This window comes from Brevundimonas sp. TWP2-3-4b1, from assembly GCF_049897665.1.
GTDB lineage: Bacteria > Pseudomonadota > Alphaproteobacteria > Caulobacterales > Caulobacteraceae > Brevundimonas > Brevundimonas subvibrioides_B.
This window is the reverse complement of sequence record NZ_JAFCWQ010000007.1, coordinates 132,906-147,345: the sequence shown is the minus strand read 5'-3', so window position 1 is coordinate 147,345 and position 14,440 is coordinate 132,906. Positions and strand designations below refer to the sequence as shown.

The window sequence follows — 14,440 nt, the reverse complement described above, 5'->3', positions numbered from 1 at the left end:
GAAGGCGTCCGGCGTCTCGCGCGCCGCGAGCCGCGCGGCCTCGTAGGCGGCGGCGTCCATATGGGCGCGTTCGGCCCAGTCGGCAGGGACGGGATACAGGTCGGGGTCGGTCATGGGGGCTCCTGCCCGGGACACTAACGGCGTCGAGCGCGTCGCGCCAAGGCGGCGGGAGCTATTCACAGCAAACGGCGTTAACCTTGAGCATTCACCGGGGATCGTCATGAGCCTGCACCGCCTTCTCGTCGCCGCCGTCATCGGCGCGATGTCCGTTTCCGCCTGCACGCGCAAGGGCGAGACGCCGCCCGAGGTCATCAACCAGACGCCGCCCGTCGCTCCGCCCGCTCCGACCACGCCGGCCATAGGTTACGCCTGCGAGAGCGGACAGACGGTGTCGGTCCAGTATCTGGATACGGCCACGGCGAGCGTCGCCTACAAGGGGCAGACCTATGCGCTGCGCCTCGTGCCGTCAGGGAGCGGCGCCCGCTATTCCGGCTCCGGCCTGGAATGGTGGATCGCCACCCGCGAAGGCTCCGAGAGCGCGACCCTGAGCCGTCTTGGCCCCAACGAGGATGTCGGCGTGGCCGTGCTGGAGCGGTGCAGCCGTCCCTCGGCCAATCCGGCCCTGCCGGTTCCAGGCGCGCCGATCACGCCTCAGCCCGCGCCGGGCGGCGTCCTGCCCGCCTCGATGCCCTGCCGCGCGGCCCAGTTGCGTCTGAACAGCGAAACGGGCGACGCGGGCGCCGGCAACCGGGTCAATGTCTTCGGGGTGACCAATGCCGGGACCGCGTCGTGCAGCATCTCGGGCTACCCGGCGGTCAGCCTGCTGGACCCTCAGGGACGCGTCCTCACCACAGTGCGCTCGGACCAGAACCCGCAGACGGCGACGCCGGTGAACCTTGCCGTCGGCGGCAAGGCTTTCTTCGATATCGCCTGGAACGTTGTGCCCAACGAGGGGAATGGCGAACGCGTCTGTCCGTCGGCGGCGCGGGTGCGGGTGCTGATCCCGGGCGATGCGGCCGCCCTGGCGATTCCGCTGGCCTTCACCCCCTGCGGCGGACGCATTCGGGTCAATCCCTTCCGTGCGGGCGTCGAGCCGGGTCCCGCGCCCGAGCCCCTGCGAGCGGCTTCGGTGACCTGAGCTCCCTTCTCCCCTTGCGGGAGAAGGTGGCAGCCGAAGGCTGACGGATGAGGGGTCACACCGGCGGCTGGAGTGAGCATGTCGAGGGCTTACCTTGCACGTTGGCGTGACCCTTCATCCGACTTCGCTGCGCTCAGCCACCCTCTCCCGCAAGGGGAGAAGGGAGATGGTGGCGCTGGAATCCATTCGCGAAAGAGCGTAGCCACCCGCCATGCAAACCACAGGCTTTCACGACCGCGTCGCGGCCGAGCTTTCAGACATCGACGCCCAGGGGCTGACCAAGCCCGAGCGGGTGATCGAATCGCGCCAGGGACCGGTGATCCAGGTCGCGGGCCGCAAGGTCCTCAACTTCTGCGCCAACAACTACCTCGGCCTCGGTGGCGACGACCGGGTCGTCGCGGCCGCTAATGCGGCGTCCGAATCGCGCGGCGCGGGCACGGCCTCTGTGCGCTTCATCTGCGGCACGCTCGATATCCACAAACAGCTCGAACGGGCGATCGCGGACTATCTGGGGTTCGAGGACTCCATCCTGTTTGCGGCCGCCTTTGACGCCAACGGCGGCCTGTTCGAGCCGCTGTTCGGGTCCGAGGACGCCATCGTCTCGGACGCCCTGAACCATGCCTCGATCATCGACGGGGTGCGGTTGTGCAAGGCCAGACGCTACCGGTTCGCGACCTCCGACATGGCCGATCTGGAGGCCCAGCTGAAACAGGCGCGGGCCGACGGCGTGCGCGACATCATCATCGCCACCGACGGCGCCTTCTCGATGGACGGCTATATCGCAAAGCTGGACCAGATCCGGGCGCTGGCCGACCAGTATGGCGCCCTCATCATGGTCGATGACTGCCACGCGACCGGCTTCCTGGGTCCGCAGGGGCGGGGCTCCTACGCTCATCACGGGGTCAAGGTCGACTTCGTCACCGGCACTTTCGGCAAGGCTCTGGGGGGCGCGATGGGCGGCTTCATCTGCGCCAACTCGGCTGTGGTCCAGCTGCTGAAGCAGCGGGCCCGGCCGTATCTTTTCTCCAACGCCCTGGCGCCCTCGATCTGCGGTGCCTCGCTGGAAGCGATCCGCATCGCCCGGGGGGAAGAGGGCGACAAACTGCGCGCTCAACTGACCGCCAACGCCGCCCGCTTCCGGGGCGCGATGGCCGACGCCGGCTTCGACCTGCTGCCCGGCGAGCATCCGATCGTTCCGGTCATGCTGGGCGACGCCAAACTGGCCCAGACGATGGCGGCGCGAATGCTGGAACTCGGCGTCTATGTTATCGGCTTCTCGTTCCCTGTGGTGCCCCGCGGCGCGGCGCGCATCCGGACGCAGATGTCGGCGGCGCACACCTTCGACCATATCGATCAAGCGGTCGCGGCGTTCACGACGGCCGGCAAGGAATTGGGAGTGATCAAATAATGACCGACACAATGAAGGCCCTGGCCAAGATGCGGCCCGAGGTCGGCCTTGAGCTGATCGACGCGCCGATCCCTGTGGCGGGACCCGAGGATGTTCTGATCCGCGTGCACCGCACGGCCGTCTGCGGCACCGACATCCACATCTGGAACTGGGACGAGTGGTCCCAGAAGAACGTGCCGACGCCGATGATCACGGGACACGAGTTCTCGGGCGAGATCGTCGCCATCGGCTCCGACGTGAACCGGCCGCTGAAGATCGGCCAGCGCGTCTCGGCCGAGGGGCACGTCATCGACCTCAACTCGGAGGCGGCGCGCGCCGGCCACTTCCACCTGGATCCGCACACACGCGGCATCGGCGTGAACCGCCAGGGGGCCTTTGCCGAGTTCGTCGTGGCCCCGGCCTTCAATGTGATCGAGCTGCCCGACGAGGTGTCCTATGAGGTCGCCGCCATGCTGGACCCGTTCGGCAACGCGGTGCACACGGCCCAACAGTTCGACCTGCTCGGCGAGGACGTGCTGGTCACCGGCGCGGGGCCGATCGGCATGATGGCGGCGGCGGTGGCGCGACACGCCGGCGCGCGGACCGTGGTCCTGACCGACATCAACGACTTCCGCCTGGAACTGGCCCAGAAGGTCGCGCCGGGCGTGCGGACGGTGAACACCACGAAGGAGGACCTGCGCGACGTCATGAAGGAGCTGGGCCTGAAGGTCGGCTTCGACGTAGCACTGGAGATGTCGGGCAGCCCGATCGCCTTCAAACAGTGTGTCGAAACCCTGATCATGGGCGGCGGCATGGCCCTGCTGGGCATTCCGTCCAAGCCGATGGAGACCGACTGGGGTGCCATCATCCTGAAGGCCCTGACGATCAAGGGCGTCTACGGGCGCGAGATGTTCACGACCTGGCGCAAGATGTTGGGCCTGTTGAAGGCCGGCCTCGACCTCGAACCCCTGATCACCCACCGGCTGTCCTATGCCGACTACCGCGAAGGCTTCGACGCGATGAGGTCGGGCCAGTCGGGCAAGGTCATTCTCGACTGGGACAGGGCTGCATGAGGGGGGCGGCCTGACCCCGATCGTCGCCTTCCTGACGGGCGAGGGAACCGACGGCGCGGGGCGGGATGTCTTCGAGGTCATCAGCTTCGACGACGCCGCGGTCGAGCAGGTGCATGACTTCGTCCAGTGGCTGTTCCCCTTGCGGGAGCGGTCGGGCGCGCAGCCGAACGCACCCATGCTCACGGACGAGGATATCGAGGTGATCCGCGAGTCCATCTCGGCCCAGGCCGCGCTGGCCGCAGCGACGGACCGGCTGGCGGTATTCTACTATCGCAACGGGCACTGGCTGACCGCCAGCGACCACAACCATCTGCGGATCACCCGGATCATCAAGTCGCTGAGGCTGCTGCGCGGTGACGAGCTTGCGGACGCCTTCCGCACGCTGATCCTGGCGCGGGTGGCGGAAGCGGGGTCTCCGGTCGCCCAGCCGACGCTCGGGTTCTGGGCCCGGGCCTAGACCTTCAGCGCCTTGATCAGGGCGGCCTCGAAACCCTTGGTCTCAGAGCCCGGGAGGACGTCGGCGATGCGGCCGCTCTCGTAAAGCCCGAACACCGCCGGGTGGACGTAGGAACTGCGACAGACCGTCGGGGTGTTGCCCAGCAAGCCGGCCACCGCCTTCACGCAGACCGTGATCTTCCGCTTCGCGTCGGTGGGCGAGGTCGGCGCCTCCAGGTCGCGCAGAACTCGGGCGGCGGAGACGGTGCCGGCCCAGGTGCGGAAGTCCTTGGCCGAGAACTGCTCGCCCATGGCGTCACGGATGTAGCCGTTCACGTCGTCGGAGGTGATCGGACAGAGGTCGCCGTCGGCGGTCCTGTACTTGAACAACTGCTGGCCCGGCAGGTCACGCAGGGACCGGACCACGGCGGCCAGGCGCCGGTCGCGGACGCTGACCTTGTGATCCACGCCGCTCTTGCCCCGGAAGGCAAAGCTGAGAGCGGGGCCGTCCATCTCCAGATGATGCTTGTTCAACGTGGTCAGGCCGTAGCTGCGGTTGGTGCGTGCGTATTCCTTGTTGCCGACGCGGATCAAGGTGATCTCCAGCAGGCGGACGGCGGTGGCCAGAACCTTTTCGCGACGGGCGCCACGCCCGCCGAGGTCGTGCTCGACGCGAGCGCGCAGTTTCGGCAGGGCGCGGGCGAAAGCGGGCAGCTTGTCGAACTTGTTCCCGGAGCGGTGGGTGATCCAGTCGTCGTGGTAGCGATACTGTTTGCGGCCCTTCACATCGCGGCCGGTGGCCTGGATGTGGCCTGTGGCGCGCGGGCAGATCCAGACGTCGGTCCAGGCCGGCGGGATGGCCAGCATACGGATACGGTCCAGCACCCTGGCGTCCCTGATCGCCTTGCCGTCGGCGTCGCGGATGGAGAAACCGGCGCCCGATTTCACTCGGGTCAGGCCCGGATGCGTGTCGCTGCAGTAGGTCAGTCCCTCGGGGACTTCGCGCTCGGCGATAAAGGTGTGGCCGCCGTCAGGCATCATTCGGGCTCCGGATCAGGAACGGCGAACGTCGCCTGTGACCGTCCGGTTCCTCTTGACCCGGAGCGGCGTGAAGGAGACGGAACAGCATGAACTATCGCCACAGCTTCCACGCCGGAAACTTCGCCGACCTGGTCAAACACGCCCTGGTCCTGTGGCTGCTGAAGACGCGGCAGGCGGCAGGGCCGGTGGTCGTGCTGGACACCCATGCCGGGGCGGGGCTCTATGATCTGACCGGCGACGCGACCCGGTCACGCGAGGCCGAGGCAGGGGTCGAGCGGCTGATGGCGGCGGCGGACCGACCCCCGCTGATCGAGGCGCTGGCGGCGGAGGTCGCGGCGCTGAATCCCGAGAGCGGCGTGCGGTTTTATCCGGGGTCGCCGGTGCTGGTGGCGCGGTCGTCAAGGGCGGCCGACGCCTATGTCGGGTTCGAGCTGCGCGAGGAGGTGGCCGGCCTGCTGCGCGAAAGTCTGTCGGGCTTCCCGACCGCGCGGGGCGAGATCGGGGACGGCTACGATCTGGTCCTGGCCGAGGCGCGGCAGACGGGCGGATCGCTGGTGCTGATCGACCCTCCGTTCGAACGGCCGGACGACTACGTAAGAGCGGCGGACACGGCGGCGGCGATCGTGAAGGCGGACCCGACGGCCATGGTGGCGATCTGGACGCCATTGAAGGATATGGAGACCTTCGACGGCTTCCTGAGGCGGCTGGCGTCGGGGACAGATGCGCCGACCCTGGTGGCCGAGGCGCGGTTGAGGCCGCTGACCAACCCGATGAAGATGAACGGCTGCGCCATGGTGGTCGTCAATCCGCCGGAGGGCGCCGATGCGGCGGCGGTGGAGATCTGTGGCTGGGTGGCCGGGGCGCTGGGCGATGCGGGGGCGAAGGCGGAGGTCTGGCGAGCCTGACCGGACTCCAAAACACCGTCCGAAGCGTCCGGAACGTCGATGCCAGATGGCAATGTCAAAGACCGACAGCCGGTGCGCCTAGCATGTCGCTGCGTCAGATGCGGACGCAGGCCTATTCGATGACTTCGCCGGCCTCGTAGAGGTTCGGCTCGAACGTGGCGATGGCCATGATGGGCAGCATGGCGACGGAGACGGCGGCGGTCCGCGTCATCGCCTTCCAGTCCTCGACCGAGCGCCAGACGGCCTGATTGACGACAGTCTTCCCGTTCAGGCCGCGATGCAGGGTCGCCGAGACAAAGCCGGGCAGGCCGACCTGGGCCCGGGTCAATTCGGCCAGCATCTCGAGCAAATCGTTCTGTCGATCAGGCTGGACCTTGAACACGTTGATCAGCACGACCGGGGCGGTATCGGCGTCGGAGTGCGCGGCGGCATCGGTCATAAGCCGCGCTGTAGCGCCTTTGCCCTTGTCCCGCCATGGCGGAGCAGTCCCTATGGGGACATGAAACCCATCGCGATCCTCGAAACCGGCAAGCCTCCCGAGGCGCTGAAGGATGCGTTCGACGACTACCCGGCGCGGTTCCGGACCCTGCTGGGCGAAGGGGTGGCGACGGTTCGGTTCGATGTCCAGGCCGGGCGGTTGCCTGAAGACCCGGAAGACTTTCAGGGGGCGATTGTCACCGGATCGTCGGCCGGGGTCTATGATGACCTGCCGTGGATCGCGTCCTTGATTGACTGGCTGCCTGCGGCGCGCGGACGGACGCGGCTGGTCGGCATCTGCTTCGGGCATCAGGTCATGGCCCACGCCTTCGGCGGTCGGGTCGAGAAATCGGACAAGGGCTGGGGCGTCGGCCTGCATCGCTATGCGGTGGTGGGCGAGGAGCCGTGGATGTTTCCGCGTGCGGCCTCCATCGCCATCCCGGTGTCGCACCAGGATCAGGTGCTGGTTCCGCCTGCGGATGCGCGGGTGATCGCCGCGAGCGAATTCACGCCGTTCGCAGGACTGGCCTGGGATGACGCCATGTCGTTCCAGTGTCATCCCGAGTTCCAGCCGGACTACGCCGCCGCCCTGGTCGAAAGCCGGCGCGGCCATCGCATCGCGGACGCCTTGGCGGACGAGGCCGTGGCCAGTCTGGCGAAGAGCAACGACCGCGCGGTGCTGACGGCCTGGATCCGCGCCTTCCTGATGCTGACCCCGCCCCCGGTCGAGGGCGAGGGCAGCGGAATTTAGCGCTCGCCCGTCACGGCCATTTCACCACCGGCGGCATCGAGCTGAGGATCGAATCGACGTTGCCGCCGGTCTTGAGGCCGAACATCGTGCCGCGGTCGTAGAGCAGGTTGAACTCGACGTAGCGGCCGCGACGCACCAGCTGTTCCTCGCGCTCCCCGGACGTCCAGGCCTCCGTCATGCGACGCTCGACGATGGCGGCGTAGGTCTCCAGGAACGCTTCACCAACATCGCGGGTGAAGGCGAAGTCCTTCGCGTAGTCCCCCGAGTCATGGTGGTCGTAGAAGATGCCGCCCGTTCCGCGCGGCTCGTTCCGGTGCGGCAGGAAGAAATAGTCGTCGCACCAGGCCTTGAACTTCGGATGCCAGGTCGGGTCGTGGGCATCGCAGGCCGCCTTCATTCCGGCGTGGAAGGCGACCGTGTCGGGCGCGTCCTGGCGACGATCGACGTCGAGCACGGGGGTCAGGTCGCCGCCGCCGCCGAACCAGCTCTTTGTCGTGGCGATGAAGCGGGTGTTCATGTGCACGGCGGGGACGCGCGGGCTGACCGGATGACAGATCAGGCTGATGCCGGTCGCGAAAAAGCGGGGGTCTGCGTCGGCGCCGGGGACGGTCTTCGCATAGTCGGCAGGGAACTCGCCGTGGACGGTGGAGACGTGGACCCCGACCTTCTCGAACAGGCGGCCGTGCATCATGCCCATGACCCCGCCGCCGCCGGCGTCCCGCGACCACGGCGTGCGCACGAACCGACCCGGCTCGCCGGGGAAGAGGTCGGCGGGGGCCGCGTCTTCCAGCGCCTCGAACCCGGCGTGGATGCGGTCGCGCAGAGCCTCGAACCAGGCGCGGGTCTCGACCTTCTTCAGGTCCAGCGGGTCGGTGTCGGGGAGGGGGAACTGGCTCATGGGCGGCGTTCAATCACGTCTCGCGCGCGAGGTCACGTGGGCAGGGAATGAACCGCGCAGGTCCGCAGCCGTTTGGACGATGGGCTGTTTGGAGAACTTGTAATGCGATCTCTGTTGATCCCGACCCTGACGATCACCCTGCTCTCGGCGGGCGCCGCCCTGGCCCAGGACGCCGGGGCCCAGCGATCGGGGGCGACGGGCGTGTTTCGCGAGACCGACGAGAGACTGTCATGCGCCGGGATCAGCGACGAGGCGGCGCAGCTCGGCCAGGCCATGGGCGACGCGACGCCGCAGGGCGGCTGGCTGAGTTCGCTCGGCGGCATCGCACGGTCGGGCGCCGCGATGCTCGTACCCGGCGGCGGCCTCGCCATCGCCGGGGTGGATGCGGTGCGTCAGCCAGCGCGCGATCGCGACGAAGCCGAACAGGCGGCGGTGCAGAGCCGCTGGTACTATCTGAACGGTCTGCATATCGGGCGCGGCTGCCGTGAGCAGGCGCAGGCCCCGTCCCGATCGCCGACGATTCAGCCCGGCGCGTTGCCCGTTCCGGCGAGGGGCAACCGCTAGCTGCCTTTACTCGCAGGGCGGCCTCGGCCACGGTCGCGGCTTCATAGCGAGGTCGTCCATGCGTCTGATCCTGTCCGCCCTGATGGTTTTTGCCTTCACCCCGCCCGTGATGGCCCAGACGGCCGAGGCCGAGCGGACGATCATGTCCACGGTGGTCGCCGAGCACGACCGGCACATCGATCTGCTGGAGCGGATCGTGAACGTGAACTCGGGCACGCTGAACCTGGCGGGTGTAACGGCGGTGGGCGAGATGGTCCGCGCCGAACTCGATCCGCTCGGCTTCGAGGTGCGCTGGATCGACATGGCCCAGACCGGCCGGGCCGGGCACCTGATCGCGACTCATGACGGCGGCGGGCGCAACATCCTGCTGATCGGCCATCTGGACACGGTGTTCGAGTCAAACAGCCCGTTCCAGCGCTTCGCGAGGGACGGCTCGCAGGCGACCGGTCCCGGCGTCGGCGACGACAAGGGCGGGGTGATCGTGATCATCGCAGCCCTGCGCGCGATGCAGGCGGCGGGTACGCTGGAGGGATCGAACATCACCATCGTCCTGACCGGCGATGAAGAGCGGCCCGGTTCGCCGCTGGCGGTGGCGCGGCGGGACCTGATCGCGGCGGGTCAGGTCGCGGACTATGCGCTGGAATTCGAGGGACTGGCGATCGAGAACGGCGAGGAGTTCGGCACGATCGCCCGGCGCAGCTCGTCCAGCTGGACCCTGACCACCGGCGGCCGGACCGGCCACTCCAGCGGCGTGTTCGGCGACACTCTGGGTTATGGCGCGATCTATGAGATGGCGCGCATCCTCGACACCTTCCGGCGCGAACTGCCGGAGCCGAACCTGACCTACAATGTGGGCGTCATCGCAGGCGGGACGCCGGCGGAGATCGATGCGGCCGGCTTCCGCGTCCAGGCCTCGGGCAAGACCAATATCGTGGCGGAGACGGCGATCGCGCGCGGGGACCTGCGCACCCTGACGCCGGAACAGGACGCCCGGGTCCGCGACCGGATGGCGGGGATCGTCGATGATCACCTGGCGAAGACGACGGCCGAGCTCGTCTTCGCCGAGGACGGCTATCCGCCGATGGCCCCGACGCCGGGCAATACCGCGCTGCTCGAGCGGCTGAACGCGGTCAACCGCGACCTCGGCCTGCCCGAGATGGCGCCCTTCGACCCGGCCAAGCGCGGGGCGGCGGATTCGGGCTTCGTCGCCGCAGATGTGGATACGCTGGGCGGGCTCGGCACGGCCGGGTCGGGCGCCCATGCCGTGGGCGAGTCGATCGATCTCGACAGTCTGGTGCGCCAGTCGCAGCGCGCTGCGGTCCTGATCGGACGGCTCAGCCTGGGCGACCGATAGCCGCTTTGCTTTCGGAGCCCGGCGTCTGCCAGTCTCCTCCCGTCATTGTTTTCCGGAGGTCGCCATGATCCGTTCCTGCCTGCTCGCCGCGTCCATGCTGGCCTTGGCCGTTCCTGCAGCGGCTCAGGACGGAGAGGCGCGGGTGCGCGAAATTCTGCGGACCACACCGCTGATCGACGGCCACAACGACCTGCCCTGGGCCCTGCGTGAGACCTATGGAAACGACCCGCACGCCGTCGATCTGGCGACCAACCTCGACGCCTCGACAGCGCTCCACACCGACATCCCGCGCCTGAGGGCCGGGGGCGTCGGCGGCCAGTTCTGGTCGGTCTATGTGCCGGCGACCCTGACGCCGACCGAGGCGGCGCGCGAGACCTTCGAACAGATCGACACGGTCCGGCGCATCGTTGCCGCCCATCCCGACGTGTTCGAACTGGCGACGACCGCCGACGACGTCGAGCGCATCCATGCGGCAGGAAAGATCGCCAGCCTGATCGGCATGGAGGGCGGCTATTCGATCGACGATTCGCTGGGCCTGTTGCGAGAATTCCATCAGGCGGGCGCGCGCTACATCACCCTGACCCACTCGAAGACAACGACCTGGGCGGATAGCGCCACCGACGCGCCGAAATGGGGCGGGCTGTCGCCCTTCGGCGAGGACGTGGTGCGCGAGATGAACCGTATCGGCATGATGGTCGACCTGAGCCACGTCTCGGAGGAGACGATGATCGACGCCATGCGGGTGTCGGAGGCGCCGGTGATCTTCTCCCACTCCTCGGCGCGGGCGGTGACGGCCCATCCCCGCAATGTGCCCGACAGCGTGCTGCGCGCCATGGCGGACGACGGCGGGGTGGTGATGGTGACCTTCGTGCCCGGGTTCATCTCGGAAGCGGTCCGGAGCTGGAACGCCGACCGGGCGGCGGAGGCGGCGCGGCTGCTGGCGCTCAATCCGGGAGACGCCGGGGCGGTGACGGCGGGCACGGCCGCCTGGGATGCGGCTCACCCGCAACCGACAGCGGGCCTCGCCGACGTCGTCGCCCACATCCAGCATGTGCGCGAGGTCGCCGGTATCGATCACGTCGGCCTGGGCGGCGACTTCGACGGGGTCACCAGCCTGCCCGAGGAGGTCCAGGGCGTGGACGCCTATCCGCGCATCCTCGCGGCCCTGATGGCAGCCGGCTGGTCGGAGGGCGACATCCGCAAACTGGCGGGAGAGAACGTGCTCCGGGTCATGCGGGCGGTCGAGGCGGTGGCGGCGTCCAGGTCCGGCGAGCGGCCGAGCCTGGCGGTCATCGCGACGGCGGGCGCCCCGGAGTGATCGGCTAGAGCTTGCCGAAGGCGACGCCGCGCCAGCCCCAGCCGGCGGCCTTGGCGGCGGCTTCCAGGGGCTTCTTCATCTCGTCGGTGTTGAAGTTGTAGCTGTAGATCTTGCCCCAGCTGAGGTCCTCCTCGCGGAAGGCCCAGACCGTCTCGGTGCTCATCTCCCACGACTGACCGCGGAAACCGCTGATCCCGGCTTGGCCGCCGACGACGGAGAGGTCGCTCAGGGAAGGGACGCCCGCGCGCCATTCGACGTCGAATTCATGATCGACCGAACGGACCTGGCCAGACGTCTCGTCGAACTTCATCAGGATCTTGAAGACGCGCTTCACCCCGGCCTTGGCGAAAATCTCGTACCAGGCGGCGTCGACGATCTTCCATTCGGCGACCAGGTCGACCTTTTCCCTGGCGCCGTCGCGGACCTGCCAGGGCGCGCCGTCCCGGTTGACGGCCAGCAAGGCCTCGCGGAGCTCGGCGGGGCCGACGCGAGAGCCGCTCGGCCTGGAGCCGCCGGTGAAGATGTCGAAGAGACCCATGGTCGCCGTTCCCGTTGGGCCGGGACAGTGGCACGTCAGGCGGTGGTCTGTCTCAGGGCCTCGAACAGGCCTATCCCTGCGCTGACCGACAGGTTCAGCGAGCGCGCCTCCGGACGGATGGGGATGAAGATGCGAGCGTCGGCGGCCGTGTGGATGAAGTCGGGCGCGCCCGAGCTCTCGGAACCGAACAGCAGGGTGTCGTCGGGCTGGAAGCCGAAGGCGGTCAGCGGCGTGGCGCCCCGTGTCGTGAACAGGATCAGCCGCCCCGGACCTCGCGCAGCCTGGAAGGCGTCCCAGTCGGTATGGCGCGTCATGTGCGACAGGGGGCCATAGTCCAGCGCCGCGCGCTTCATGGCCCGGTCATCGAACTGGAAGCCCGTGGGCTCGATTATGTGCAGCTCGATCCCGAAACACGCCGACAGCCTGATACAGGCGCCCACGTTCTGGGGAATGGCTGGTTGAAAAAGGGCGAGACGCATTCTAAGGCCCTCCATACGCGCGGGCAGGGGTCTTGTCGCGGTCAGTATTGCGAGCGGTTCTCAAGTAACCGCAGCCCTTGCGGCGACAAGCCGCAAAGCCTGACCGGGTCTAAACCTCTTCATCGCGCTAAGAACATTCCCTCGATAGCGGGCCGTCTTCCCACGGGCCACGATGCGAGTTTTACAGAGGTGAGACGTGGCCGAATCGGTCGTGACGAACGAACATCCCGAAGGTGACGCCACCCGCCGGGACTTCATCCATATCGCGGCCGGCGCCGCAGCCGTCGGCGCGGGCGTGATGATGGTGTGGCCGCTGGTCAACTCCATGAATCCGGCAGCCGACACCCTGGCGCTGTCGACCGTCGAGTTCGACACCTCCAAGGTCGCCGAGGGGATGCAGATCGTCATCACCTGGCAGGGCAAGCCGGTGTTCGTGCGCAACCGTACCGCCGCCGAGCTGACGCGCGTGATCGCCGACAACGACGCCTCCGACCTGAAGGAACGGCAGACCGACCAGGAACGCACCAAGGTCGGCCACGAGCCGATGCTGATCGTGATTGGGTCCTGCACGCACCTGGGCTGCATCCCGACCTTCGGCTCGGGCGATTACGGCGGCTGGTTCTGCCCCTGCCACGGTTCGCACTACGACGCATCGGGTCGCATCCGTAAGGGTCCGGCGCCGAAGAATCTGGTGGTGCCCAACTACGAATTCACCGCCGGCTCCACCATTCGGATCGGCTGAGAGCGGACAAGATGAGCGGACACGAATCCACCTACGTTCCCAAGACCGGCATCGAGAAGTGGCTCGACACCCGGCTTCCGATCGTGCGCTTTGGCGCCGATTACCTGTCGCTGCCGACGCCGAAGAACCTGAATTACTGGTACACCTTCGGCGCGATCCTGACGATCTGCCTGGTCACCCAGATCGCCACCGGCATCTTCCTGGCCATGCACTACCAGCCTAACACGGCGATGGCCTTCGCCTCGGTCGAGCGGATCATGCGCGACGTCAATGGCGGCTGGCTGATCCGCTACGTCCACGCCAACGGGGCGTCGATGTTCTTCGTGGCCGTCTACATCCACATGCTGCGCGGCCTCTACTACGGCTCGTACAAGGCGCCGCGGGAGATGATCTGGATCCTCGGCTGCGTGATCTTCTTCCTGATGATCGCCACGGCCTTCCTCGGCTACGTCCTGCCGTGGGGCCAGATGTCCTACTGGGGCGCCGAGGTCATCACCAATCTGATCGGGGCCATCCCGATGATCGGCGAACCGGTCCTGATCTGGCTGCGCGGCGGCCCGGCCATCGATAACGCGACGCTGAACCGCTTCTTCTCGCTGCACTACCTGCTGCCGTTCGTGATCTTCGGCGTCGTGGTGCTGCACCTCTGGGCCCTGCACACGGCAGGCCAGAACAACCCGGTCGGGATCCTGATCCCCAAGGAGCGCGAGGCCAAGGACACCATCCCGTTCCACCCCTACTACACGGTCAAGGACGGCTTCGCCCTGCTGGTGTTCCTGATGATGTTCGCGGTGTTCGTCTTCTTCATGCCGAACGCCCTGGGCCACGCCGACAACTACATCCCGGCCAACCCGCTGCAGACGCCGGCGCACATCGTGCCCGAGTGGTACATGCTGCCGTTCTACGCGATCCTGCGGGCCATTCCTGACAAGTTCGGCGGCGTGGTCGCCATGTTCGGCTCGATCGGCGTGCTGTTCATCCTGCCGTGGCTGGACACCTCCAAGGTGCGGTCGATGCGCTATCGCCCGACGATGAAGATCTTCTTCCTGATCTTCGTGGTGGTCGGCCTGATCCTGGGCTGGTGCGGCGCCCAGCTGCCGGACGCTCCGGTGGTTCCCGGCATGCCGAGCTTCACCCTGATCGACGGCCAGCTGAACAGCTACCTGTGGCTGACCCGCCTGGCCACGCTCTACTACTTCGCCTTCTTCTTCGTCATTATGCCCTTCGTGGGCCTGAAGGAGACGCCGCTGAAGATCCCCGCGTCGATCTCCGAGCCGGTCCTGTCGGGGCCGGTCGCGATGAGCGGCGCCGTTCCCGCCGACGCCGAAAAGAAGGGCTGA

Annotated in this window: 16 protein-coding genes; 11 read left to right on the top strand and 5 right to left on the bottom strand. The window is 67.7% G+C overall.

Going from position 1 to position 14,440, the window contains the following annotated elements; translation table 11 throughout:
• The first annotated feature begins 220 nt into the window (after positions 1–220).
• The 4 genes from ACP7A5_RS07880 (at position 221) to ACP7A5_RS07865 (ending at position 4,055) form a co-directional block, all read left to right on the top strand.
• Positions 221–1,138: a DUF4232 domain-containing protein gene (locus ACP7A5_RS07880; protein WP_426041401.1), complete on the top strand. Its 918-nt coding sequence runs from the start codon at positions 221–223 to the stop codon at positions 1,136–1,138.
• Between the two features lie 211 nt (positions 1,139–1,349).
• The gene (locus ACP7A5_RS07875; protein ID WP_426041400.1) at positions 1,350–2,546 is read left to right on the top strand and encodes a glycine C-acetyltransferase; all 1,197 of its coding nucleotides are present in this window, start codon (positions 1,350–1,352) and stop codon (positions 2,544–2,546) included.
• On the top strand, positions 2,546–3,598 hold the full coding sequence (gene tdh, locus ACP7A5_RS07870; RefSeq protein WP_426041399.1) for an L-threonine 3-dehydrogenase: 1,053 nt from the start codon (positions 2,546–2,548) through the stop codon (positions 3,596–3,598). Before ACP7A5_RS07875 ends, tdh begins: the two co-directional genes overlap by 1 nt.
• Entirely contained in the window at positions 3,591–4,055 is a 465-nt protein-coding gene (locus tag ACP7A5_RS07865; RefSeq protein ID WP_426041406.1) for an opioid growth factor receptor-related protein, read from the top strand. The genes tdh and ACP7A5_RS07865 overlap by 8 nt, the downstream gene beginning before the upstream one ends.
• Here the strand turns inward: ACP7A5_RS07865 and ACP7A5_RS07860 are convergent.
• Positions 4,052–5,074, bottom strand: a complete 1,023-nt coding sequence (locus ACP7A5_RS07860; RefSeq protein WP_426041398.1) for a DNA topoisomerase IB — start codon at positions 5,072–5,074, stop codon at positions 4,052–4,054. The two genes, ACP7A5_RS07865 and ACP7A5_RS07860, sit on opposite strands and share 4 nt — an antisense overlap.
• An 86-nt stretch (positions 5,075–5,160) precedes the next feature.
• Between ACP7A5_RS07860 and rlmJ the strand changes: the two genes are divergently transcribed.
• Positions 5,161–5,979, top strand: coding sequence for a 23S rRNA (adenine(2030)-N(6))-methyltransferase RlmJ (gene rlmJ, locus ACP7A5_RS07855; protein WP_426041397.1), 819 nt, complete (start codon positions 5,161–5,163; stop codon positions 5,977–5,979).
• A 112-nt stretch (positions 5,980–6,091) separates the two neighbouring features.
• Here the strand turns inward: rlmJ and ACP7A5_RS07850 are convergent, their stop codons facing one another.
• Complete coding sequence (locus ACP7A5_RS07850) at positions 6,092–6,418, bottom strand: antibiotic biosynthesis monooxygenase family protein (protein ID WP_426041396.1); 327 nt, start codon at positions 6,416–6,418, stop codon at positions 6,092–6,094.
• Positions 6,419–6,478: 60 nt separating this feature from the next.
• Between ACP7A5_RS07850 and ACP7A5_RS07845 the strand changes: the two genes are divergently transcribed.
• Complete coding sequence (locus tag ACP7A5_RS07845; protein ID WP_426041395.1) at positions 6,479–7,207, top strand: glutamine amidotransferase-related protein; 729 nt, start codon at positions 6,479–6,481, stop codon at positions 7,205–7,207.
• A 10-nt stretch (positions 7,208–7,217) separates the two neighbouring features.
• Here ACP7A5_RS07845 and hemF read toward each other — a convergent pair whose 3' ends face one another.
• Entirely contained in the window at positions 7,218–8,105 is an 888-nt protein-coding gene (hemF, locus tag ACP7A5_RS07840; RefSeq protein WP_426041394.1) for an oxygen-dependent coproporphyrinogen oxidase, read from the bottom strand.
• 102 nt (positions 8,106–8,207) lie between these two features.
• Here hemF and ACP7A5_RS07835 point away from each other — a divergent pair, with 102 nt between their 5' ends.
• From ACP7A5_RS07835 to ACP7A5_RS07825, 3 genes are all read left to right on the top strand, one after another.
• A complete protein-coding gene (locus ACP7A5_RS07835) occupies positions 8,208–8,669 on the top strand; it encodes a hypothetical protein (protein ID WP_426041393.1) in 462 nt (153 codons plus the stop codon).
• Positions 8,670–8,727: 58 nt separating this feature from the next.
• Positions 8,728–10,023 (top strand): M20/M25/M40 family metallo-hydrolase, encoded by a 1,296-nt coding sequence (locus tag ACP7A5_RS07830; protein ID WP_426041392.1) that lies wholly within the window; start codon positions 8,728–8,730, stop codon positions 10,021–10,023.
• Between the two features lie 64 nt (positions 10,024–10,087).
• Positions 10,088–11,341 (top strand): dipeptidase, encoded by a 1,254-nt coding sequence (locus tag ACP7A5_RS07825; RefSeq protein WP_426041391.1) that lies wholly within the window; start codon positions 10,088–10,090, stop codon positions 11,339–11,341.
• Between the two features lie 4 nt (positions 11,342–11,345).
• On the opposite strand, the gene ACP7A5_RS07820 is transcribed toward ACP7A5_RS07825, so the two are convergent.
• Positions 11,346–11,879, bottom strand: a complete 534-nt coding sequence (locus ACP7A5_RS07820; RefSeq protein WP_426041390.1) for a hypothetical protein — start codon at positions 11,877–11,879, stop codon at positions 11,346–11,348.
• A 35-nt stretch (positions 11,880–11,914) separates the two neighbouring features.
• Complete coding sequence (locus tag ACP7A5_RS07815) at positions 11,915–12,358, bottom strand: tRNA (cytidine(34)-2'-O)-methyltransferase (protein ID WP_426041389.1); 444 nt, start codon at positions 12,356–12,358, stop codon at positions 11,915–11,917.
• Between the two features lie 196 nt (positions 12,359–12,554).
• Between ACP7A5_RS07815 and petA the strand changes: the two genes are divergently transcribed.
• Both petA and ACP7A5_RS07805 read left to right on the top strand, forming a co-directional pair.
• Positions 12,555–13,100 (top strand): ubiquinol-cytochrome c reductase iron-sulfur subunit, encoded by a 546-nt coding sequence (gene petA, locus ACP7A5_RS07810; protein WP_303696942.1) that lies wholly within the window; start codon positions 12,555–12,557, stop codon positions 13,098–13,100.
• A gap of 11 nt (positions 13,101–13,111) precedes the next feature.
• Positions 13,112–14,440 carry a cytochrome b gene (locus ACP7A5_RS07805; RefSeq protein WP_426041388.1) on the top strand — a complete coding sequence of 443 codons (1,329 nt, stop codon included), beginning with the start codon at positions 13,112–13,114 and terminating at the stop codon, positions 14,438–14,440.